Raw genomic sequence first — 21,400 nt, 5'->3', positions numbered from 1 at the left:
GTTTCAGTCCGGTCGCACTTCCTTTTTTAAGGCCGCCAGCGCCAGTTTTTCTACCAAAGCCGGAGCAATCAGCTTGAGCCAGCGCGCTAACTTGCCCTTGGCCGTCATCACCACCTCGCGCTTGCCTTGCTGCATGCCGGCGATGATCAGCCGCGCGCATTGTTCCACCGGCATGGCATCGTCTTCTTTCAGGCCACTGCTGCCCGCCGCCGCGCCCGCGGCGTTATAGCCATGGTAGCGAATCCGCGTCGCCACCACGCCCGGATAGGCCAGGGTGATCTGCACCCCGGCTTCGCGCACCTCGCTGCGCAAACTCTCAAAAAAGCCATTCATGGCAAATTTGCTGGCGCTGTAAGCGCTACGACCGGGCACGCCGATCAAGCCGGCCAATGATGAGACCGCCACGATATGGCCAGCGGCTTGGCGCAAATACGGTAGTGCCGCATGGGTGCACCACACGCTGCCCCAAAAATTGATACGCATCAGCTCCTCATACCAGCCCAGATCGCTCACCTCCGCCAACAAGGCCTGCGCGGATTTACCGGCATTATTGATCAGCGTATCGATGCCGCCGAACTGTGCCACCGTGGTGGCGATCAAACGCCGGCATTGGCTTTCCTCGCTGACATCGGTGGGCTGCACCAGGCAAGTGCTGCCGTAGGCGCGGCATTGTTCGGCCACCTGCTGCAAGGCCGTTTCATTGCGCGCCGCCAGCACCAGCGTCGCCCGCGCGCCGTACTGCTGCGCCAATTGCCGCGCCATTTCGGCACCGATACCGTCGGAGCTGCCGGTAATGATGATGACAGGAGCAGCGCGACTCATGAGCGGTAACTTTGATCAAGCCGCTCCAACTTGCGGATCAGCGAGGGCCAAACGAAGGCACCGCCGAGGCCGCCGGTTTGCACCCGCATCGCTTCCGACACCCCTTTAACGATCAGCGGGTTGACCTGCACCAGTTCGCCGCCGGCTTGCGCCGCCAATTGAATTTGGCAGGTCGCTTCAAACGTGTACATCGACAGAAAGGCATCGGCGATCGACTTACCGACGGTCAGCAAGCCATGGTTACGCAGCATCAGGAAATTGGCGCGTCCTATATCCTCTTGCAAGCGCGGTTTTTCTTCATCACGGAAGGCTACCCCCTCGTAATCATGGTAGGCCAGCGAGGCGAGCACAAACGTCGATTGCTGCGACAAGGGCAGCACCCCGCATTTTTGCGCGCTCACCGCCACCCCGGCGCGGGTATGCGTATGCAAGACGCATTGGGCATCGTCACGCGCGGCATGCACCGCACTGTGAATGACAAAACCGGCCGGATTGACCGGGAAGGGCGAATCGATCAGCTTGTTACATTGCTGATCGACCTTCACCAAGGATGAAGCGGTAATTTCATCGAACATCAAACCGTAAGGATTGATCAGGAAATGGTGTTCATCGCCGGGCAGACGTGCACTGATGTGGGTAAACACCAAGTCACTCCAACCGTACAGCGCAACCAGACGATAGCAGGCCGCCAAATCTACCCGCAATTGCCATTCTTCCGGGCTGACTTGGTCTCGCAACGATGGGATATTCATGGGGTTTCCTTGGTAGTGGTGGGCTTATCGCTGGCGACAATGCTTTGGTAAATACTGTTTTTCGGCCGCGCTAACAAGCGCTGCAACATCGGTTCGAACTCAATGAGCGGAAACGTTTCAGCATGCGCATCGAACGAAGGGTTATCGTAGAGCGCACAAAATTCGGCCGTGCGCTCGAATTGCGGGTGGCTGCGAAATTGCTCGCGCATATCGCGATCCATGCCGATATGATGAAAGAAGTAATGGCCTTGAAAAATTCCGTGGTGCTGCACCATCCAGAGATTTTCTTCGCTGACAAATGGTTTGAGTATCGCGGCGGCGATGTCAGGATGGTTGAAACTGCCCAGCGTGTCGCCGATATCGTGCAAGAGCGCGCAACAGACGTATTCTTCATCGCGACCGTCACGCAGCGCGCGCGTGGCGGTTTGCAGCGAATGGGTATAGCGATCGACCGGAAAACCGCCATAATCGCCCTCCAACAATTGCAAGTGCTTAATCACTCGCTGTGGCAAGCTTTGTGTGAACTGCATGAACTCAGCGCCGATCAGTTGCCAGTCTTGTGCGCTGCTGTTATCCATGCGGGTAAAATCAGCATGATGTTGCATTTGTCTCACTCCCGATTATTTTTATGTCTTCACCATAGCGCGACGGGTAGAATCAGACTGTCAAATATTTTACAATTGCTCGCTCCATTCCTCTTCTTGCTCAGGATTGCCCATGTCCGCGTATTCGCCAACCGACATGCTGACTCACTTGTCGGCATTTTCCTGGTTCAGCGGCCTGCCTGCCGGCTTGCGTGAGCAGGTCTTGGCCGCTACCGAAAGCCGCCGCCTGCAAGCGGGAGAAATGCTGTTTCGTCAGGACGATGCGCCGAGCAGCTGGTTTCTGCTGCTACATGGTCGCATCAAAATGTCTACTCTTAATGCCGATGGTCGCGAAGCGATCCTGACGATACTCGACAGCGGCACCTGGTTCGGTGAAATTTCACTGCTCGATGGCTTGCCACGTACGCACGATGCCACCGCCCTCGGCTCGGCCGAACTGCTGTGTCTGCACCCGGCCGCGTTTGCCCTGTGCCTGGCCGATGCGCATTTTGCCGCTGGCATCGCCACGCTGGTGGCGGGCCGCATGCGGCTGTTATATGGCATCGTCGAAGATGCCCATTTGCGCACCTTACGCGCGCGCGTGGCACGGCGCTTGCTGCTGTTGGTCGGCCCGTTGCCACTGTCGAATCGGATTCCGGTGTCACAAGAATCGCTGGCCATGATGTTGGGGATGAGCCGGCAAAGCCTATCCAAAGAATTAAAATTTTTGAGCGACCACAAAGTGATACGATTAATCTACAGAGGTATCGATATACTCTCGCTGGAAAAATTGACGGCATTATGTGAAAAACACTGAATCACTTCCTGTAACAGGGATGAGGAAATAAGCTTGACCACCACTTGCCACACAATACGCCACCGCTGCGCGCGTAGCCTGCTGCGGCTTGCTCTGGCTGGCCCGCTCATCTTGGTCGCATTCTCGGCGCTGGCCGATTGTGCGCGCGTCATCGAGGTGCCATTGGCACCGATCGGGCTCAGCGTGACCAGTTCTGGAACCCTGCTCAGCGGGATCTATCCGGAGCTGCTCGAAACTTTGGGTGCGCGCGAAAAATGCCAGTTCAGCTTGGTGCCAGTGCCGCGTTCGCGCCAGGAATTTTTGTTTGAAAGCGGTCAGGCCGACATGCTCATTCCGGCTTCGCGCACGCCGAAACGCGATCAACTTGGCGTGTTCATACCCTTGGTACGCAACCGCGCCATGTTGATTTCGATTCGCGCGCCACGTGTTCCATTTAAAAATTTCCAAGAGCTGCTGGATGCAAAGAGTAGTCGTGTGGCGGTAGTGCGCGGTTTCGATTATGGCCCAGCCTACCAGGGGCTGCTGCTGGCATTGCAGAAACAGGGCCGCTTGGTACAAGAAGTCGACGCCATCTCGCTCGCCCGCTTGCTTAAATCAGGAGTGGTCGCTTACACCATCATGGCGCCGTCGATTTTGGCCGGATCGGTGCAGGCCGATGCGCGTATCGAAGATCTCAGCGATAAACTGCAATACGATGCCATGCAAGAACTGCCATGGGGCGAGAGCGGCCTCTACCTGTCAAACACGGCACTCAATGAGCAAGAGCGCGCGCAGTTACAGGAAATGTTTCAGCGCAGCGGCGTGAGTGACTTGGTATGGAAAGGCTTTCAACGTTACTACCGCACCGAAGTGCTGAAGGAAAGCATACGCCCGCTGTGAGTCGGGCTCCTGGCTTCAGATGGCAATACGGGTTTCAAATTTACTGCGGAAAATAGAAAAAAAACTGCGCACATTGCGAATATTGCTGTGGCCGGCGAACAGGCGATGTGCCAGTGCGTGGTAAGCCGCCATATCAGCGACCTGAATCACCAGCACAAAGTCGGGGCCAGGCGAGACACGGTAGCACTGCTGTACCGCGATGTCACTGGCTACCAAGGCTTCGAAGGCAATGAGTTTTTCGCTGGCTTGCAAGTCGAGGGTAATTTCGACGATGGCCGTCAGGCTGCTGGCGAGCTTTTCGGGTGCCAGCAGCGCCACCTGACGGGCGATCACGCCCTCGTCGGTCAAGCGTTTGACGCGGCGCAGACAAGTCGGAGGCGAGGCATGTACGCGCGCCGCCAGTTCGTGGTTACTGATGGCGCAATCCTGCTGTAATTGCAACAAGATGCGTTTATCGAGTTCATCTAAGATCGTCATGCTTGTCATAAAAATTCAAAATCACTCAATTAATGAAATAAAAAACCATATATTGATTGTAGTAGCTGTTTATTCCATATTCAATCGTATTTTGAAATATAAATTCATCGCAAACGCTTTAGCATAGCGTCATTCTCATTCCACCTTCCACGGAGTTCCTATGTGCGGTATCGTCGCAGCAGTAGCCCAACGTAACATCACCCCCATTCTGCTGGAGGGTTTGAAGCGCCTCGAATACCGCGGCTACGATTCCTGCGGCGTCGCGCTGCACGTCGATGGCCAGTTACAACGTTCGCGCAGCACCGCCCGCGTCACCGAATTAGAAGCGCAAGTAGAACAGCGTGGGCTGGCTGGCTTCACCGGCATCGCCCATACGCGCTGGGCCACGCATGGCGTACCCTCATCGGCCAACGCGCATCCGCATTTTTCGCGTGAACGCATCGCACTGGTGCATAACGGCATCATCGAAAACCATGAGGAACTGCGCGCCGAACTGAGTGCCCTCGGCTATGTGTTCGAAAGTCAGACCGATACCGAAGTCATCGCTCATCTGGTCGATCATCTGTATCAAGGCGATTTGTTCGACACCGTACAGCAAGCGGTCAAGCGCCTCACCGGTGCCTATGCGATTGCCGTATTCTGCCGTGACGAACCACACCGCGTGGTCGGCGCGCGTCAGGGTTCGCCACTCATCGTCGGCGTCGGTATCGGCGAAAACTTCCTCGCTTCCGATGCCATGGCCATTGCCGGCACCACCGACCAGATCATTTATCTGGAAGAGGGCGATGTGATCGACTTGCAGTTGCAAGGCGTGTGGATCGTCGATGCCGAAGGCCGTGCCGTTCAGCGCCCAGTATGCACCGTGCATGCCCACAGTGGCGCAGCCGAGCTCGGCCCATATCGCCACTACATGCAGAAAGAAATTTTCGAACAACCGCGCGCGATCAGCGACACCCTCGAAGGGGTCGCCGGCATCATGCCGGAATTGTTCGGTGACGGTGCCTACCAAGTATTTCAAGAAATCGATTCGGTACTCATACTCGCTTGCGGTACCAGTTATTATGCCGGTCTGACCGCCAAATACTGGCTGGAATCGATCGCTAAAATTCCAGTCAATGTCGAAATCGCCAGCGAATACCGCTACCGTGACAGCGTGCCCAATCCGAAGTCGCTGGTAGTGACACTGTCACAAAGCGGCGAAACCGCCGATACCTTGGCCGCACTGAAACACGCACGTAGCCTCGGCATGCCGCACACGCTGACGATTTGCAATGTCGCGACCAGCGCCATGGTGCGCGAATGCCAACTCTGCTACATCACCCATGCCGGCGTCGAAGTCGGGGTCGCCTCGACCAAGGCCTTCACCACCCAATTGGCCGCCTTGTTCCTGTTGACGTTGACTCTGGCGCAAAGCAAAGGCCTGTTGTCGGACAGTGAAGAAGCCGCCCACATGAAAGCCTTGCGCCATCTGCCCGCCGCCATCAGTGCTGTGCTGGCGCTGGAACCGCAAATCATCGCCTGGGCTGAAATGTTCGCCAGCAAAGAAAACGCCCTGTTCCTCGGCCGTGGTCTGCACTACCCGATCGCCCTCGAAGGCGCACTCAAGCTCAAAGAAATCTCCTACATCCACGCCGAAGCCTATCCGGCCGGCGAATTGAAACATGGTCCGCTGGCGCTGGTAACCAAGGAAATGCCGGTAGTGACAGTCGCACCGAATGACGTCTTGATCGAGAAGTTGAAATCGAACTTACAAGAAGTACGCGCCCGCGGCGGCGAGTTGTTCGTGTTTGCCGACGCCGACTCCCACATCAAAGCCAGCGAAGGCGTACACGTCATCCGCTTGCCCGAGCATTACGGCCAATTGTCACCGATTTTGCATACCATACCTTTGCAACTGCTGGCCTATCACACCGCGCTCGCGCGTGGTACCGATGTCGATAAGCCGCGGAATTTGGCGAAGAGTGTGACGGTGGAGTGATTGGGTAAGCAGTGTAATTGACTATTCCCGCTTAATATAGTCGTAAACTGTTCATTACAGTCGTAAACTCAACCATTCGTAATTTATCTTAAAATCGATAAATTATTTAAACAAAAGCAAAAAAGCCCAATTTTTCTATTGGGCTTTTTTTAATCAAATTGACCTAACATCAGTTCTGACTTTAGTGTGATCCAAATGCATCGACAGAACTCGCTGCAATCCAAATTGATCGTAAGCGCTCCACCATTAACAACTGTAATGGTCTAATGTTTACGGACACCTCAATAGGAGGAATAATTACCTAAACGAGGAAAATAAAGATGACTGGGAATAAAAAATACGAAGCTACTTTTAAACTTGAAGTGGCCCGGATGGTGTTGGATCAAGGCGTAGCGGTTGCTAAAATCGTGAAAGATATGGGTATTGGAGAAACCGCCGTGCGGCGCTGGGTTGAACAATATCGCGCTGAACAAGGTGGCCAGGCTGGCATAGGGAAACCACTGTCTGCCGAGCTGCAACGGATTCGCCAACTCGAACAAGAAAACCGTCTACTGCGTTCGGACAATGACCTGTTAAAAAAAGCATCGGCCTTCTTTGCACGCGAAATGAAATGATCTACGAGTTAGTCGATCATTGGCAAACGAAGGCCTCGGTAGCACAACTGTGTCGTCTCTTGGGAGCGAGCCGGTCTGGCTACTACGCAGCAAAAGCAAAGACAAAAATGACCGCAATATGTGTCGCCAGCGTGCATCTGAAAGCGGAATTCGCTGCCAGTGGCCGCAGTTATGGCAGCCGTCGCCTGGTCAGTGCACTGCACGCCAAGAACATCGTCATTGGCCGCTACAAAGTACGGCGCTTAATGCGTGAAGCCCAGATCAAAACTGTCTGGAAGAGAAAATTTATCAACACGACAGATAGCAAACATGATTTACCAATAGCGAGCAATATTCTCAACAGACAGTTCAACCCAGCAGAGCCCAATCGCGCCTGGACTTCCGATATTACCTATGTCCGTACGCGTACTGGCTGGTTGTATTTGGCGGTCGTGATGGAGTTATTCTCACGAAAAATCATAGGCTGGGCAACGGGTCCAACGATGCCAGCGGAACTGGTCTGTCGTGCGCTACGAATGGCGGTTGAGGCACGTAAGCCGGCAGCGGGTTTAATTTTGCATTCCGACCGTGGCAGTCAATATGCCAGTCATGAATACCAGCATTTACTCAAACAACATGGCCTTGTTTGCAGTATGAGCCGTAAAGGAAACTGCTGGGATAACGCGGCGATGGAGCGCTTCTTCTTAAATTTAAAGATGGAGCGTGTCTGGCAACGCGATTACGCGAATCAAATGGAAGCCACAAAAGACATCATTGAATACATCGTAGGCTTTTATAACTGCTTACGATTGCATTCAACGCTGGGCAATTTGCCGCCCATGATTTACGAAAAAGAAATGGCAGAAAAAAAACCTATTGATGTGTCCGAAATAACTTGACCACTACAGTGGCGGCGTCACTGTCAAGATCGAGACGCAACTTCAACAGCGGGATGTCGACCGATAGGGCAACAATCAGGGCCGCGACATCGGTCTCGGTGATGAGCACCCGCGGGCCGAGCGGATAACGCGTGGTAAAGCGACGGCCATGGATGGAGAACTTGCGCTCGGCCACACCGGAATCCTCCTCCCACATGGCGAAATCTCCTATATCCATTCGAATAGCCGGTGCCGCCGTGCGTAGTAGACTGGTTACCACGCAAAGCCCCATCCGGCCTGCTTCCTCAATCGGCTGTAACGTGGCTGGGTCCACGATTTCCAAGAGGCAGGCGTCAGCGCACACCCGGAACTCGTTCTGTGCGAAGCCGGTCTCGCTTAGGCCGATCAAGCCGGTCTCGGTGGTGGCGAACATGAATGGAATCACCATCGCATTGGGGAATGCGCGTTGGACGATGCCAAGCTGGGCACCATACATCAGCTCACCGCCACAGAGAATGCGCGTGATGGTGGTATCAGGCATCCCCTCCGCCAAGATATGATGAGCCATCCCTAGCAAGACCGAATTGATGCCGGCCAGCACGTTGGCTCCGAACTTCCGGTAGGTGTCCAGAATATAGGGAAAGGGGTGGTCGGAACCAATTGGCACCTCCACACAGCGGCTGGGGAACTGCTCAAGTGTGCCGTGCACGAACATGAAAGAAGCGCTTCCGCCAACACAGAGGTTGGCTACGAAATCGCCCTCTTGCAGCGCGCCAGATTTCCAATGACGCGTGGCTAAGAGGATGAGGGTGGCCTTCCATTCTTCGCGCCCGAAGATTGTAGCCTTGGGTTTGCCCGTCGTGGCTGATGACTGATAGATGATCCCGTCCGAGCGCCCGCGTGGATCGAAGAAACTGATGGCCTGTGCATCATGCACGACCGCCATCAGGAGGTCGTGCGTGAGCACCGGAACCTGATCCCATGCCAACGCACCAGGGGGAAGGTCGCGATAGAGCTTGCCATACACTGGCGAGCTGACGCGAGCCAATGCAATCAGTTGTTCAACGCTATAGCGCATTTAATCATCCCCCATTTTTGGAAACAGCACCGGAGCTTCTACGTCCACCTGCTGGCCACCTGTCGTTGTCCAGAACTCGGACAAGGAGGGTGCCGCGGTGAGGCCTAGGGTGGTGCGCAGCGTCGACATCTTTCCAGGCATGACTGGGAACAGCAGCGTGGAGGCGGTAACTAATCCTTGATGCAAGGTATTAAGGACCGTGTCGAGTCGACACTGTTGATCCGGTTGCTTGGCCAGGGCCCAAGGCACCTGCTCGCTTACATATCGATTCAACGAGCGCACGAACTCTAGAATCTCTTCCACTCCATGCGATAGCCACAGATCCTCCACCCATCCAGGGCACATCTGCCGAAGGCGTTCGCTCTCAGTTTGTAGGCGACGTTCAGCGTCGCCTAGGTCGGAAGCAGCAGGAACGCGGCCCTCGCGATAGCGGCCGATCATCGCCAATGTCCGTGCCGCGAGATTACCAAAGTCGTTGGCAAGGTCATTCCGCAGCCGCTGCTCGATGACTTGTTCGCTGATGATCCCATCAACCCCAAAGGGGACTTCGCGAATCAATACATAACGCAATACGTCAACGCCGTACTTCCTGGCTGCATCGAGCGGATCAACACCATTTCCCAGAGACTTGCTCATCTTTCGCCCGTCCGATCCCAACAAATGGCCTGAGACATGCAGCCTGCGATAGGGTGGCAGTCCAATGGCTAGGCACATGGACAACCAAAACAGCGCATGAGGCCTGAGAATGTCCTTGCCGATGATGTGGCGGGTGTGCGGCCAGAAGCGGTCGAAGCGCCCCTCTTCTTTGCGCAGCTCGGACACGTAGCTCAGCAGCGCGTCGAACCATACATAGGTCACGTGGGCATGATCCCATGGCAGCGGAATTCCCCAGCTGACGCGGTCTATGGGGCGAGAGATACTCAGGTCGCCGATGGGCTCCTCTAACAGTTTACGAACCTCTGCAGCGTATTCTTTGGGATGGATAAGATCAGGCTGGTTTCGCAGTAGTTCTCGGATTGACTCTCTATACTTTTCCATCCTGAAAAAATAATTGGTTTCACGACGCAGCTGAGGCGGTTCCTTGTCTTCGGGCAGTTTGCCGTCCACCAGCTCCTTCTGGGTGACGTAGCGCTCCTGTCCCACCGAGTACAGGCCTTCGTACTCCGCTTCATAGATGTCTCCCTTGTCGTGGAGTAACTGTAGGATCGCGCTAACATAAGCCTTGTGAGCAGGGTCAGTGGTACGGACGAAAGCCGTGGGAGCCACGCTCAATTGCTCCCAAGCATGACGAAAAGCTGCAGCATTATAGTCAACGAAGGCCTGGATGGGCTCATTCATGGCGGCCGCGGCCTTGGCAATCTTTTCCCCATGCTCATCTGCCCCCGTGATGAAAACGGTGGGCCGGCCCTCTAGGACGCCGTAACGGGCAACCACGTCGGCGTGGATGCTGGCATAAGCGTGTCCGAGGTGGGGGCGGTCATTGACATAGTAAATGGGCGTCGTCAGGTACAGCGGGCGGGCCGCTGCATTGGAGGTATCACTCATGAAGTCTCTTTTGGGTGGTGAGGGGTTTTCGGGGAGCGCAACGACGCCGAGCAGACCTCGGTGAGAGCACTACAGAATACATTCATTTGCTCTGGGCTCAAATCCGCGCGCGGCATGATCCGTAGCCCGGCCATGTCCTTAGGTACGATCGGAAAGAAGACTGCGGAGGTGTAGAAACCGCGATCCAATAGCGCGGCAGCACTGTTAACCGCCGTTTCGGCTGAATCGAGCAGAATCACTCGGATCGGTGATTCTGTGAACCGATTGATGGACTTAAACTGCTCGTCGAGGGTCAACAAGTTACGGCGCCACGCGGCTTGTAACCGGCCAAGCTCTGGGCTCTTATGCAGCGCCAGAGAAGCTAAGGTGCCACCAATGCCCGCAGAATTCATGTATTGCGACCACGGATTACCATAACGCACCAGCCGCTCCTTGAGTGCAGAATCTCCACTAAGCAACATTCCACCGCAGGCACCAAAGGCTTTAGCCAATGACCCGACGACGACAGTGCGGTCGTTGAGTTCACCCAACGCTCGAAGCACATGTCCTTCGCCGCGCTCGCCAGTAATTGACAAGCCATGGGAGTCGTCGAGGTAGAGGAACAGGCCGTAGCGGTCCTGTAGGTACTTAAGCTGCTCCACGGGGGCAAAACCATCAACACTGTAGGTACCATCCCCAATGTAGGCCACCAATTCATGCCGCTTGCAGAGATCCTCGATGAAATTGAGGTCGTTGTGTGGACAGGTCTCCACCTGAGTTTCGTCGCCACAGATGGGCTTTACGTGACTCATGGAGAAGTGGGCGAATTTGTCGAAAGCCATAACCTGTAATGGTCTAATGTTTACGGACACCTCAATAGGAGGAATAATTACCTAAACGAGGAAAATAAAGATGACTGGGAATAAAAAATACGAAGCTACTTTTAAACTTGAAGTGGCCCGGATGGTGCTGGATCAAGGCGTAGCGGTTGCTAAAATCGTGAAAGATATGGGTATTGGAGAAACCGCCGTGCGGCGCTGGGTTGAACAATATCGCGCTGAACAAGGTGGCCAGGCTGGCATAGGGAAACCACTGTCTGCCGAGCTGCAACGGATTCGCCAACTCGAACAAGAAAACCGTCTACTGCGTTCGGACAATGACCTGTTAAAAAAAGCATCGGCCTTCTTTGCACGCGAAATGAAATGATCTACGAGTTAGTCGATCATTGGCAAACGAAGGCCTCGGTAGCACAACTGTGTCGTCTCTTGGGAGCGAGCCGGTCTGGCTACTACGCAGCAAAAGCAAAGACAAAAATGACCGCAATATGTGTCACCAGCGTGCATCTGAAAGCGGAATTCGCTGCCAGTGGCCGCAGTTATGGCAGCCGTCGCCTGGTCAGTGCACTGCACGCCAAGAACATCGTCATTGGCCGCTACAAAGTACGGCGCTTAATGCGTGAAGCCCAGATCAAAACCGTCTGGAAGAGAAAATTTATCAACACGACAGATAGCAAACATGATTTACCAATAGCGAGCAATATTCTCAATAGACAGTTCAACCCAGCAGAGCCCAATCGCGCCTGGACTTCCGATATTACCTATGTCCGTACGCGTACTGGCTGGTTGTATTTGGCGGTCGTGATGGAGTTATTCTCACGAAAAATCATAGGCTGGGCAATGGGGCCAACGATGCCAGCTGAATTGGTTTGTCGGGCGCTACGGATGGCGGTTGAGGCACGTAAGCCGGCAGCGGGTTTAATTTTGCATTCCGACCGTGGCAGTCAATATGCCAGTCATGAATACCAACATTTACTCAAACAACATGGCCTTGTTTGCAGTATGAGCCGTAAAGGAAACTGCTGGGATAACGCGGCGATGGAACGCTTCTTCTTAAATTTAAAGATGGAGCGTGTCTGGCAACGCGATTACGCGAATCAAATGGAAGCCACAAAAGACATCATTGAATACATCGTAGGCTTTTATAACTGCTTACGATTGCATTCAACGCTGGGCAATTTGCCGCCCATGATTTACGAAAAAGAAATGGCAGCAAAAAAACCTATTGATGTGTCCGAAATAACTTGACCACTACAACCGGCTTTCGACCACCCGAAAATATACCAGAGGCATACATGGGCAGGAATGCGGAGGTTGCCGCTGCACAGGAGATATATGAAACGGCTTCACCTCCATAATGCTCTGATAGGGCGTCTTCCAAATCTGAGAGCATGGAAATGACCAAGCGGGTCCGAGCTGTTGTTAAATGCAGAGTTCCCGCTTTCTCGACTCCATCGATTGCCCCCCGGAGAATGCTTTGATTGGTATCCAGTCCGAGATATGAGCAGCAACACATATTGATGAATTCCATTCCTTCCCCGGATATATAAAATGGCGATGCCGCATGCTTGACGGACAATCCTGCTAGGCCGGTTTCTTTTGCCACAGCCCAGGCTGGATCACTTATAGACACCATTTTCGAAATATTGCCAAATCTGTTCATATTATTAAAGCTTGATATTTAGTTGAAAAGCTTGATATTTTTAATATTTAGGAGGAAAGGGATTTCCGTGCCCCGACAGCGGAGTTTTTCAAGCTAGTTGTCGCCTAAAAGTAAATTTTTATGCCGCCAGTTTCAGTTCTTGATATACGTCCTCATGATTTAATGCTTCCTTGTTAGTTTTGTCTGGATTTAAGTCAACAACGTTGGCGCGGTCCCAGTTACGAGTAGCACCGCTCCAGCGATTCGAGTTCCTTGCTTTTGCCGCCGCATACAATTGCTCACGTCGAATCAATAATTCCACATCCAGACCGGCATGGCGTTCAGCTGGCGTTACAAACTGAATGGCACTGTGCCGGTGTTCTTCGTTATACCAATGCATGAATGTAGTAACCCAATTCCTGGCTGCCAGGAGATCCTTAAATGGGCGACGTGGATATACTGGGCAGTACTTCAATGTTTTAAAAAAGCTTTCGGCGAACGGGTTGTCATTACTCACGGCAGGACGACTGAATGACGGCATGACGCCCAGCACCTGCAGCATGGCCAGCATCGTGGAGCCCTTCATCGGACTGCCGTTATCCGAATGAAGAACGACCTGATTTTGTGCGATTTTTTCTCGCACACAAATGTCCTTCATCACCTCGCTGGCCAGCGCGCTGCTTTCGGTTTCAAATACCTGCCAGCCGACCACTTTGCGACTAAATACATCGATGAACATATAGAGATAAAAATAGATGCCTCTGATCTCTGTCGGCAAATAGGTGATGTCCCAACAGTACAATTGGTTGGGCCCGGTTGCCTTTAAAGCACGTGGTTTGTTGCGGGGTTGCCTTGGCTTTTCTTCGCCACGGTGCACAAGCATATTTTTAGCCTTGAGTAAGCGATAGAACGTTGACTCCGATGCGACATAAATTCCATCATCAGCCAATCGCGGAACGATCTGGCTTGGCGGCAGATGGCCGTATTCCGGCGAGTTGGCAATGGCCAGAACCTGTTGTCGTTCCTCTGAACTAAGCTGATTCTGAGGTACCTGCACACGCCCTGTTCGCCGGTCTGCTTGCTCAGTCACCTGATCAATTTTCCAGCGCTGCAGCGTACGCTCGCTTAAATCAATTACGTCGCAGGCACGTTCCTGACGTGCGCCTGAAACCACCGCTTCAGCTACCAGTGTCAATACGTTATTGCGCTCCGGGATTGGGGTCATTACTCCTCGTCCTCCCAAAGCGCACGGAACTTTTTTGCAGAACCAGCAGTGCTGCCGCCTCCGCCAGAGCTTTGTCTTTCCGGGCCAGCTCACGCTTGAGTTTGACGTTTTCATCTTTCAGCGATTTAACTTCACCAGCTTTGGGTGCGGCCTCTTTACCGCTGGCGCAAAAAGCAGATTTCCAACTGGTTAAATTATGCGGGAATAAACCACGTTCACGGCACCATGCCTGAAGCTGCTCTCCCGCTAACGCATGGCTCTCATGCAGTGCCTGCAGTTGTTCTTCTACCGTCCAGTCGCTCGGTCGTTTTTCTTTTTCTGACGCCGGACTGCCCGCCAGTGCTGACTTCTTTTTCATCCAATATCTCAACGTGTGGTGATTCAAATTTAAATCAGTGGCCACTGACATGATTGTTCGGTCGCCACGGGAATAGGCCTTCTGTAATGCCTGCTCAATAAATGCAGCGGAATAGGTTGCCATTGTTGCCTCGCTCAATAAGTTAAAAAGAGAGGTAACAACCAGATTGAAGATCGCCGGTCATTTTAGCCGTATAACTTCAAAATCAAAAAGCAAACCTTAACGTCTTGAGGGAATGGGTTCCGCTGCGCTCCACCCATAAAACCCGACTGCCTACGCCGGAAAAAGCTGGATAGATAATGCGAAAAACACAAACAAACAGACTTCAATGAGATCGGTTCAATTTAAAAAGTTACACGACAAGTAGTCTGACAGATGGGGACAGGGCGGTTATACGGAGACAGGCGATCGTCGAATTCCTCAATGGAGTGGATGTCGGATAGCTGATCGTCCCCTCCCACAAGCAAAATGTCCAAGGGCACAATATCCCTCAGGTCAACTATCTCGATAGTGGAGATATTCGGTTCTTGCTGCGGAAGTATTTGTACTAATTGTGACGGGGGGCCGCGTGCTCACTAAGATCCGCGTAACTTCGTGGCGTGGAAAAGCTACCATTACTCATTCGCTTCTTTGAATACAAACTAGCTATAGTGGATCCACATATCCGGACAACAGTTTAAACTAGTGTCTGTCGAAAAGAGACGAGGCAGACCATGAGTGAAAATAAGAGAAAAATATTTAGCGGCGCACAAAAAGCCAAGGTAGCAGTTGAGGCAATCAAAGGCGAAAAGACGATCAATCAGATCGCCCAAGAGTTCGGGGTGCATCCGACGCAGGTTAGCCAGTGGAAGAAAGAATTACTGGAAAATGCAGGCAGTCTGTTTGAAGGTAAGCGCGGTCCGAAACCGGCCAGCACACAGAACGACCCAGACCGTCTCTATGCCAAAATTGGGCAACTGAATATGGAACTCGATTGGCTTAAAAAAAAGTCAGGGATCAGCCTGTAACGGAACGATTGCAGTGGGTAGAGCCGCTCTCTGCCCTTTCAATCGCCACACAATGCCGTCTCGTTTCAGTCACGCGCTCGGTCGTGTACGACAAGAAAAAGCGCTTGCAAGAAGAGATCAATCCGTTTGATAGTTTGCTGTTGCAATTGCTTGACGAGGAATACACCAGACATCCATTTTACGGCACGCGACGCATGACGCATTACTTGCGAGACTGTGGCCATGCAGTGAACCGCAAGCGCGTACAGAGGCTGATGCAGCAACTGGGATTGGCAGGTATGGCCCCAGGCCCCAACACCAGTAAAGCGCATCCGCAGAACAAGATTTACCCGTACTTACTGAGAGGTATCGATGTCACTCGACCAAATATGGTCTGGAGTACAGACATCACATTCATCAGGCTGCCGCGGGGTTTTGTGTATCTGGTGGCGATCGTTGACTGGTATAGCCGGAAGGTGCTGTCTTGGCGGTTGTCGAACACGATGGATGCGGGGTTTTGCGTGGACTGCTTGGAAGAAGCCATAAAATGGTATGGAACGCCGGAGATTTTTAATACCGATCAGGGTGCGCAGTTTACCAGCCAGGCCTTTACTGGGCTGCTGCTTAGAAACGGCATCAAAATCAGTATGGACGGTCGCGGTCGGGCGTTGGATAATATTTTTGTTGAGCGTCTATGGCGCAGTGTGAAATATGAAGAAGTGTATTTGAAAAAGCATGAAAGTATGCCGGAGTTGGTGATCGGCTTGGCGAACTATTTTATGTTCTACAACGCTGAACGTAAACATCAATCATTGGGTTATCAAACGCCGGAAACCGTGTATGGCTCAGGCGTGGGCGGCGGTGCCAAGATCGTAAACAAATTTGGTACTGAACTGCCTGATTCAAAAAAGCTAGAAAAGAAAAGCACGGTAGTGATGTAGTGCGAATAACGGGGCAGCGCCGCGCAGCTGTGGCAGAAACAGGCACTATCTTAAACTCTTTGAATAATTGTCTGGACTTAGGGGGCCACTTTAAGCCTCCTTGACTAATGAGCCGTTCTAGAAACATATATTTTTTATTGTTCAAATATGCACGTTATTTAATATGTACATATTGTTCAAGTAAATGCTTCTTCAATTAAAAGAAATATGACAACAGGAAACTCTAATGAGCGGAGTAAAAAGGTATAGGAACACAACACACATACAGTTGCTGCACCCAATTAAAATTAAATATAAGTAAATATTTTGTTCCAGTCAAATCAGCGGAGGTGCGTATGTTTGCACTTAACTTTCTAAGCTATTTTTTTTATCGCTGATTTTTTTTATAAATATCTAATTTAATCAATTTTAATCAATCCCATCTTCGTACAAGTCATAAAAATTGAAACAAATTTAAGCGCCTGTATTTACAAGTATCAAGAACTTCCGACACGTTAATTTATTTTTTTTATTACAATTTTTCTATAAAATTGTGGCGAAAAAAATACGGCAAGTGGATGAGATATATAGTGGCGCCACATATCCGGACAACAGTTTAAACTAGTGTCTGTCGAAAAGAGACGAGGCAGACCATGAGTGAAAATAAGAGAAAAATATTTAGCGGCGCACAAAAAGCCAAGGTAGCAGTTGAGGCAATCAAAGGCGAAAAGACGATCAATCAGATCGCCCAAGAGTTCGGCGTGCATCCGACGCAGGTTAGCCAGTGGAAGAAAGAATTACTGGAAAATGCAGGCAGTCTGTTTGAAGGCAAACCCGGTCCGAAACCGGCCAGCACACAGAACGACCCAGACCGTCTCTATGCCAAAATTGGGCAGCTGAATATGGAACTCGATTGGCTTAAAAAAGTCAGGGATCAGCCTCTAACGGAACGATTGGTCAGCGCCTTCCTGGAAACAAACAGATAGCCCGTCAACGACAGCGTGATAAAGACGACTGTACTGATGGTGAAATTTGTGCTGGGTAGAAATGACAGATCCGATACCACCATAGTGCCTATTCCGGCGAAGCAGTATTGTATACATGTGAGCAATCCGAGCGCATGGGCACCCTGATCACGGAAGTGATTGGTCACCATCACTTGCACGGGCGGGTTGATAAGCGCCGTGGCCAACCGCAGCAAGCAGGTTCCCACCGTCATCAGACCGACGGTGAGTAAGGTGTCGCGGGTAAATATCTGAGCCAAGATGACGGTTGTGCCCAGCAGCGACGTGTAAATCCCTATGCCAACGATGTGCTGCGGTGCCACGTTGTTTGCATTGAGCTTGCTCATCACGCGATTGCCCAGTAGATAAGCCAGGGCGATGCCGATGAACAGATAGGCATAATCAGTCTCCTTGATCCCATATTGATTAATGTACATAAAACTGGAAATGCTAATGAACGCATAGAAAGCAGCAAACGCTGAGCCAACAATTAACGCCAGACTCAGGAAGTAGCTGTTCTTAAGCACACTGCAATAATTCAGCACGTGCGTCTTCATGCTGAATTCTGCGCGGAACTCTTTTTGCCTGTGGTTACTTTCCCGTACCGCCACCCAAGCCCACGCGAACAAGGGAACTTCAAACAGAGCGATGGCCCAGAAGCAATTTCGCCAATTGGAGACCTTAACGATCCATGCACCCAGCACTGGCGCAAGAATCGGCGAAAGTACCAATCCGAGCACTAATAAGCCAGTAGCGTGAATTTGCGCCTTCTTGTCCATGGTGTCCTTGATGACTAGCCTTAAAACGATATAGATGGCCGCGCTACCCAAGGCCTGCGCGGCTCGCATCACGATCATGGCAGGCATCGTAGTACACAGCGCAATCCAAACCGAAGCCGCAATATGCACGAGCAAACAAGAAAGCACCACAGAACGGCGCCCCCACAACTCGCTGACGATCCCGATAAACAGCACGAAGAAGGCTTGGCTGTAGTTATAGACCGAGATAGTCAGATTACTCACGCCCATTGATACGCCAAATTCGCGGGAGATCAGAGGCAAGCCAGACAAAAAAATATCGGTGCATGCCTGGGTGGAAAAAAGAAGCAAAACCATCAGAATGACTGGAGGTGGTCGAACGCTGTTTGTATTCATAAGATAAACCTGCAAATAATATGCTCAGTGACAAGTCAGCGCTTGCAGTTGCTGTGTGAAGGGAGGACGGGTGTCTGCGCCGGTAAGTCCGTCCTCGCAGGTGCGTTGCAGCGCGGCTTGCAGGTCGGCATATTCGGAATCAGATACATTCGACGGCCTGTGCTCACGTACCTCTGTCGCGACGTAGCGCAATTGTTCCAGGTGTTCGCCTATATAGAACGGCAAGCGGACATCGCTGAGGTCAACCCGGTGACCGTCCGGAATAATGCGCGCGTGGCGTTCGTGCTTCGATTTATGGCGAAATCAGCCGCATCACACCTTGAATTTTACTTCTGTTTACGACACCAGCACAAGATCTCGCCGATTTGCCAACCGACGCGCCCACAGAGGAAAGTAGCGACAACAAGCCAGGAAAAATACCGGGACGCGGCAAACGTAGTCCCTTGTCGCCCGCACTGAAACGACTCGACATGCTGCATGACATACCGGCACACGAACGTACGTGCCCATGCGGTACACCGATGGTGGAAATCGGCGCAGACATCAGCGAGCAACTCGACATCGTGCCGATGCAGGTGCGTGTGCTGCGTCATATTCGCAAACGCTACGGCTGCCCTGGCAGTACGCACGCGCCGGTGACCGCAGCCTTGCCACCACAACCGCTTCCAAAAAGTAATGCCAGTGCCGACTTCCTCGCCATGCTCTTGACGACCAAATATGTCGACGGCTTGCCGCTGGCACGCTTTGAGTGTAATGGTCTAATGTTTACGGACACTTCGAAACACCACGCACACGGTCACATGACGTGTATGCGGCATCGAACTGCAACGACTGCACACTTCGTGCGAGCTGAGCCTTGAATTCATTGGCTTTCTTGCAATCTTTGCTTCTTTCCTTGCACCGCAGCTTGTACAGCGACCTTAGGTCTCCAGGAGCGCAATGTTCTCCCGCATACGCGCACGTAGCATTTCCTGCCATTCGGGTGCCAGCCAGTGAGCAACCAGGTCGAAACCCTTGGCGATGCGCGTCAGTAAGCTAGCAAGATAGCGACTAGCCTCGTCACTACTGTCGAAACCAAAACGATGGGCGTTGGCCAGTACCGCTGAGCGAGAAATATCGAAACGCCCGGTTGATAACTGCAGTGTCAACGTTCGCGGTGTCTCAAGCGGATTGGGCACGACATCAAAAGCAGGTGCCAGACGCCAGCGTCGTTGCTCGTGCTGATACACGACCGCATGATTTCGGACATGCTCATCATCATTTCCGCACACGGCATTAAAGACCATGCGGCCGAACAGCTCGCGCCAGTCCTCAACCGGAGTGCCTATAATGCGCAGCTCCTCCGCCAAGCGCGGATAGCTCCAAAGGTCGGTTTGCGTCAGCTTGTCCGGATACTCCGCCTGCAACAGTGAGGCGGCGCTAACACACATCAAGCGCCGCTCGCCAATTCGGTCATAGCGCAGCACGCGCACTGCACTAGTCCCCTCGGTGGCCGGATGCAAAACAGTCGCGGCGAAATCCAAACCGCTCGCCGCCCCCCATTGCTGGCCTACGTGCTCGAGGCAAGGGATGTCAGCAATATCGCTGGCGATGCTGGGCTTAACCAGCCAATATTGACCTTCATCGTCCCGCAAGCTCGCCTTGGGGCGCGCGCCCCCTACACTGGCAGTCTGTACTAAGCGTCGGCGAAGTCGGACGTCGACCGCCGGGCGTTGCGCGCTCATGGCAGCCAGTTCTTGTACCAGTAACGGTAATTGGAACAGCTTAGGGTGAGACAGCTGTGCTACCGAGGGGGTGGGTCTGGTACCTACAGCAAGTGCGCCCCAGCGGTCAGCGTTGTTAGAAAGAATCAGATAGCGTGCCAGCAGCGTGCCTTCGGGCAGATTGTGCTCGCGCCTAAGCAGCGCCTGACCCCATGAATCCGGGCACGCGTCGCGCAGCACATCGTGCAAACCATTGTAGCGTGACGCTGGCCGCTCGTCCTCCGGCCGGAAAGGCAAGTTGACCGGGTCTATCGCCCAGGTGAGGCCGGCATCGACATAACTGGGGGCGTACTTGAACCTACCCGTGCCTGCGACGGGGCCGGCAAGGTAGCGACCGACCGTGACCCACTCCCCATTGTCCGGACGCTGTAAATAAATAAACAGGGGCTTAGAAGTATTCCGCATCTGCTTCGCCTCCTCGTTCTTGTTGGCTGAGCTTGACTCGACGGTGGGGAGAGTCGGACCACAGTGCGGGTGCCAACGCAGGTATGCCATCCTCAAATACGCCCAGAATCAGCAGTGCAGCGAGGTACGCGCCAGCGGCTGTGCCGGGGTCGCCTCGCTCCATGCGGCGCAAAGTAGCCTCAGAAATACTCATGCGCGCACACAAGTCGGCGGCCGTAATGCGTTGGCGTAAGCGTTGTGTGTGGATACAGCGCCCCCAAGTGCTCAGGCGCTCCCTTACCAAAGTTGGCAAGGTATCCGTGTTCAAGAGCTTTTTAGGCATGCGCCAATCCCCTCATAAAAAGTGTATTGTAGAACATAATATGATTTCTATGAGGGCTTTTCAATGTAGAGGCCAATCATGACGCGGTCAACTTTTTTGCAAAACATGGCAAGACTGAGCCTATCCATTCGCCTGACTTTTACCAGATCCAAGCGGAAAGCTCGGTCCTTCATAGGCAGCGGACAAACCGCTTGGATTAAATCTGCGCTTCCCTAAGTTTATTGGCAGACACATGACGCTCCGCCAGAGGACGTGCAGCATCAACCACAGCCCCATTCTTGTGCCAGCGATACCAGTTATTGAGCGAAACTTCTGCGACCTCGCAAGCTTTAAACAAGCGCGCCCCTCGGTCGCACGCGACCCGAATCGGCGCAATCAATTCCTACCGATCGCTCAACGCAGT

At 52.8% G+C, this 21,400-nt stretch carries 18 protein-coding genes and 2 pseudogenes; 8 read left to right on the top strand and 12 right to left on the bottom strand.

The window, feature by feature from the left end; translation table 11 throughout:
- Positions 1-3: 3 nt before the first annotated feature.
- The 3 genes from RHM61_RS05075 to RHM61_RS05065 are packed head-to-tail and all read right to left on the bottom strand — an operon-like array spanning position 4 to position 2,179.
- Positions 4-822: an SDR family oxidoreductase gene (locus RHM61_RS05075; RefSeq protein WP_322250053.1), complete on the bottom strand. Its 819-nt coding sequence runs from the start codon at positions 820-822 to the stop codon at positions 4-6.
- Positions 819-1,574 (bottom strand): class II aldolase/adducin family protein, encoded by a 756-nt coding sequence (locus RHM61_RS05070; protein WP_322250052.1) that lies wholly within the window; start codon positions 1,572-1,574, stop codon positions 819-821. The genes RHM61_RS05075 and RHM61_RS05070 overlap by 4 nt, the downstream gene beginning before the upstream one ends.
- A complete protein-coding gene (locus RHM61_RS05065) occupies positions 1,571-2,179 on the bottom strand; it encodes an HD domain-containing protein (protein WP_322250051.1) in 609 nt (202 codons plus the stop codon). Before RHM61_RS05065 ends, RHM61_RS05070 begins: the two co-directional genes overlap by 4 nt.
- Before the next feature lie 112 nt (positions 2,180-2,291).
- Between RHM61_RS05065 and RHM61_RS05060 the strand changes: the two genes are divergently transcribed.
- The gene (locus RHM61_RS05060) at positions 2,292-2,975 is read left to right on the top strand and encodes a Crp/Fnr family transcriptional regulator (protein WP_322250050.1); all 684 of its coding nucleotides are present in this window, start codon (positions 2,292-2,294) and stop codon (positions 2,973-2,975) included.
- 33 nt (positions 2,976-3,008) lie between these two features.
- Positions 3,009-3,854 (top strand): transporter substrate-binding domain-containing protein, encoded by an 846-nt coding sequence (locus RHM61_RS05055; RefSeq protein WP_322250049.1) that lies wholly within the window; start codon positions 3,009-3,011, stop codon positions 3,852-3,854.
- Positions 3,855-3,869: 15 nt separating this feature from the next.
- On the opposite strand, the gene RHM61_RS05050 is transcribed toward RHM61_RS05055, so the two are convergent.
- Positions 3,870-4,340 (bottom strand): Lrp/AsnC family transcriptional regulator, encoded by a 471-nt coding sequence (locus tag RHM61_RS05050; protein ID WP_322250048.1) that lies wholly within the window; start codon positions 4,338-4,340, stop codon positions 3,870-3,872.
- Between the two features lie 151 nt (positions 4,341-4,491).
- On the opposite strand from RHM61_RS05050, the gene glmS reads away from it, so the two are divergent.
- Both glmS and RHM61_RS05040 read left to right on the top strand, forming a co-directional pair.
- Positions 4,492-6,309, top strand: coding sequence for a glutamine--fructose-6-phosphate transaminase (isomerizing) (gene glmS / locus RHM61_RS05045; RefSeq protein WP_322250047.1), 1,818 nt, complete (start codon positions 4,492-4,494; stop codon positions 6,307-6,309).
- 320 nt (positions 6,310-6,629) lie between these two features.
- A protein-coding gene (locus RHM61_RS05040) for an IS3 family transposase (RefSeq protein ID WP_322250046.1) occupies positions 6,630-7,801 on the top strand; the annotation gives its coding sequence in 2 pieces (ribosomal slippage) (positions 6,630-6,894 and positions 6,894-7,801; 1,173 coding nt in all).
- Here RHM61_RS05040 and RHM61_RS05035 read toward each other — a convergent pair.
- From RHM61_RS05035 to RHM61_RS05025, 3 genes are read right to left on the bottom strand one after another with little or no spacing between them, the layout of a single operon-like run.
- Positions 7,776-8,858: a hypothetical protein gene (locus tag RHM61_RS05035; RefSeq protein WP_322250045.1), complete on the bottom strand. Its 1,083-nt coding sequence runs from the start codon at positions 8,856-8,858 to the stop codon at positions 7,776-7,778. The genes RHM61_RS05040 and RHM61_RS05035 overlap by 26 nt on opposite strands.
- Positions 8,859-10,403 (bottom strand): methionine--tRNA ligase, encoded by a 1,545-nt coding sequence (gene metG, locus RHM61_RS05030; protein WP_322250044.1) that lies wholly within the window; start codon positions 10,401-10,403, stop codon positions 8,859-8,861. It abuts the gene before it with no gap.
- Entirely contained in the window at positions 10,400-11,224 is an 825-nt protein-coding gene (locus tag RHM61_RS05025; protein WP_322250043.1) for an aminotransferase class I/II-fold pyridoxal phosphate-dependent enzyme, read from the bottom strand. The genes metG and RHM61_RS05025 overlap by 4 nt, the downstream gene beginning before the upstream one ends.
- Positions 11,225-11,294: 70 nt before the next feature.
- Here RHM61_RS05025 and RHM61_RS05020 point away from each other — a divergent pair.
- Positions 11,295-12,466, top strand: a protein-coding gene (locus RHM61_RS05020; RefSeq protein WP_322247403.1) for an IS3 family transposase whose coding sequence is annotated in 2 segments (ribosomal slippage) — positions 11,295-11,559 and positions 11,559-12,466 — 1,173 coding nt in all. Because the reading frame shifts where the segments join, the coding sequence is not laid out codon by codon here.
- Here the strand turns inward: RHM61_RS05020 and RHM61_RS05015 are convergent.
- Entirely contained in the window at positions 12,441-12,881 is a 441-nt protein-coding gene (locus tag RHM61_RS05015) for a hypothetical protein (RefSeq protein ID WP_322250042.1), read from the bottom strand. The two genes, RHM61_RS05020 and RHM61_RS05015, sit on opposite strands and share 26 nt — an antisense overlap.
- A gap of 118 nt (positions 12,882-12,999) precedes the next feature.
- A pseudogene (locus tag RHM61_RS05010) lies at positions 13,000-14,566 on the bottom strand (IS3 family transposase).
- A 590-nt stretch (positions 14,567-15,156) separates the two neighbouring features.
- Between RHM61_RS05010 and RHM61_RS05005 the strand changes: the two are divergent.
- Both RHM61_RS05005 and RHM61_RS05000 read left to right on the top strand, forming a co-directional pair.
- Positions 15,157-16,370 (top strand): IS3 family transposase gene (locus RHM61_RS05005; RefSeq protein WP_322247785.1). Its coding sequence is split into 2 segments (ribosomal slippage): positions 15,157-15,433 and positions 15,433-16,370, totalling 1,215 coding nucleotides; the frame shifts between segments, so codons are not numbered across the junction.
- Between the two features lie 632 nt (positions 16,371-17,002).
- Positions 17,003-17,275, top strand: a pseudogene (locus tag RHM61_RS05000) (transposase); the annotation flags it as partial.
- 8 nt (positions 17,276-17,283) lie between these two features.
- Here the strand turns inward: RHM61_RS05000 and RHM61_RS04995 are convergent.
- Positions 17,284-18,507: an MFS transporter gene (locus RHM61_RS04995; RefSeq protein WP_322250040.1), complete on the bottom strand. Its 1,224-nt coding sequence runs from the start codon at positions 18,505-18,507 to the stop codon at positions 17,284-17,286.
- A gap of 470 nt (positions 18,508-18,977) precedes the next feature.
- Here RHM61_RS04995 and RHM61_RS04990 point away from each other — a divergent pair, with 470 nt between their 5' ends.
- Positions 18,978-19,367: an IS66 family transposase zinc-finger binding domain-containing protein gene (locus tag RHM61_RS04990; protein ID WP_416200212.1), complete on the top strand. Its 390-nt coding sequence runs from the start codon at positions 18,978-18,980 to the stop codon at positions 19,365-19,367.
- Positions 19,368-19,427: 60 nt separating this feature from the next.
- Here RHM61_RS04990 and RHM61_RS04985 read toward each other — a convergent pair whose 3' ends face one another.
- Both RHM61_RS04985 and RHM61_RS04980 read right to left on the bottom strand, forming a co-directional pair.
- On the bottom strand, positions 19,428-20,675 hold the full coding sequence (locus RHM61_RS04985; RefSeq protein WP_322250039.1) for a HipA domain-containing protein: 1,248 nt from the start codon (positions 20,673-20,675) through the stop codon (positions 19,428-19,430).
- Positions 20,659-20,997, bottom strand: coding sequence for a hypothetical protein (locus tag RHM61_RS04980; protein ID WP_322250038.1), 339 nt, complete (start codon positions 20,995-20,997; stop codon positions 20,659-20,661). The genes RHM61_RS04985 and RHM61_RS04980 overlap by 17 nt, the downstream gene beginning before the upstream one ends.
- Positions 20,998-21,400: the final 403 nt, after the last annotated feature.

The sequence above is a fragment of the Undibacterium sp. CCC3.4 genome, assembly GCF_034347425.1.
Lineage (GTDB): Bacteria > Pseudomonadota > Gammaproteobacteria > Burkholderiales > Burkholderiaceae_D > Undibacterium.
Note: the sequence above shows the minus strand (reverse complement) of the source record. Positions and strands in the feature narration are given on the sequence as shown.

Bases quoted from the DNA above. Each gene is read 5' to 3' on its own strand.
- glmS (WP_322250047.1), top strand. From the start codon at position 4,492: ATGTGCGGTATCGTCGCAGCAGTAGCCCAACGTAACATCACCCCCATT.
- metG (WP_322250044.1), bottom strand. From the start codon at position 10,403: ATGAGTGATACCTCCAATGCAGCGGCCCGCCCGCTGTACCTGACGACG.
- RHM61_RS04995 (WP_322250040.1), bottom strand. From the start codon at position 18,507: ATGAATACAAACAGCGTTCGACCACCTCCAGTCATTCTGATGGTTTTG.
- RHM61_RS05050 (WP_322250048.1), bottom strand. From the start codon at position 4,340: ATGACAAGCATGACGATCTTAGATGAACTCGATAAACGCATCTTGTTG.
- RHM61_RS04980 (WP_322250038.1), bottom strand. From the start codon at position 20,997: ATGCCTAAAAAGCTCTTGAACACGGATACCTTGCCAACTTTGGTAAGG.
- RHM61_RS04990 (WP_416200212.1), top strand. From the start codon at position 18,978: ATGCTGCATGACATACCGGCACACGAACGTACGTGCCCATGCGGTACA.
- RHM61_RS05015 (WP_322250042.1), bottom strand. From the start codon at position 12,881: ATGAACAGATTTGGCAATATTTCGAAAATGGTGTCTATAAGTGATCCA.
- RHM61_RS05060 (WP_322250050.1), top strand. From the start codon at position 2,292: ATGTCCGCGTATTCGCCAACCGACATGCTGACTCACTTGTCGGCATTT.
- RHM61_RS05070 (WP_322250052.1), bottom strand. From the start codon at position 1,574: ATGAATATCCCATCGTTGCGAGACCAAGTCAGCCCGGAAGAATGGCAA.
- RHM61_RS05035 (WP_322250045.1), bottom strand. From the start codon at position 8,858: ATGCGCTATAGCGTTGAACAACTGATTGCATTGGCTCGCGTCAGCTCG.
- RHM61_RS05075 (WP_322250053.1), bottom strand. From the start codon at position 822: ATGAGTCGCGCTGCTCCTGTCATCATCATTACCGGCAGCTCCGACGGT.
- RHM61_RS04985 (WP_322250039.1), bottom strand. From the start codon at position 20,675: ATGCGGAATACTTCTAAGCCCCTGTTTATTTATTTACAGCGTCCGGAC.
- RHM61_RS05065 (WP_322250051.1), bottom strand. From the start codon at position 2,179: ATGCAACATCATGCTGATTTTACCCGCATGGATAACAGCAGCGCACAA.
- RHM61_RS05025 (WP_322250043.1), bottom strand. From the start codon at position 11,224: ATGGCTTTCGACAAATTCGCCCACTTCTCCATGAGTCACGTAAAGCCC.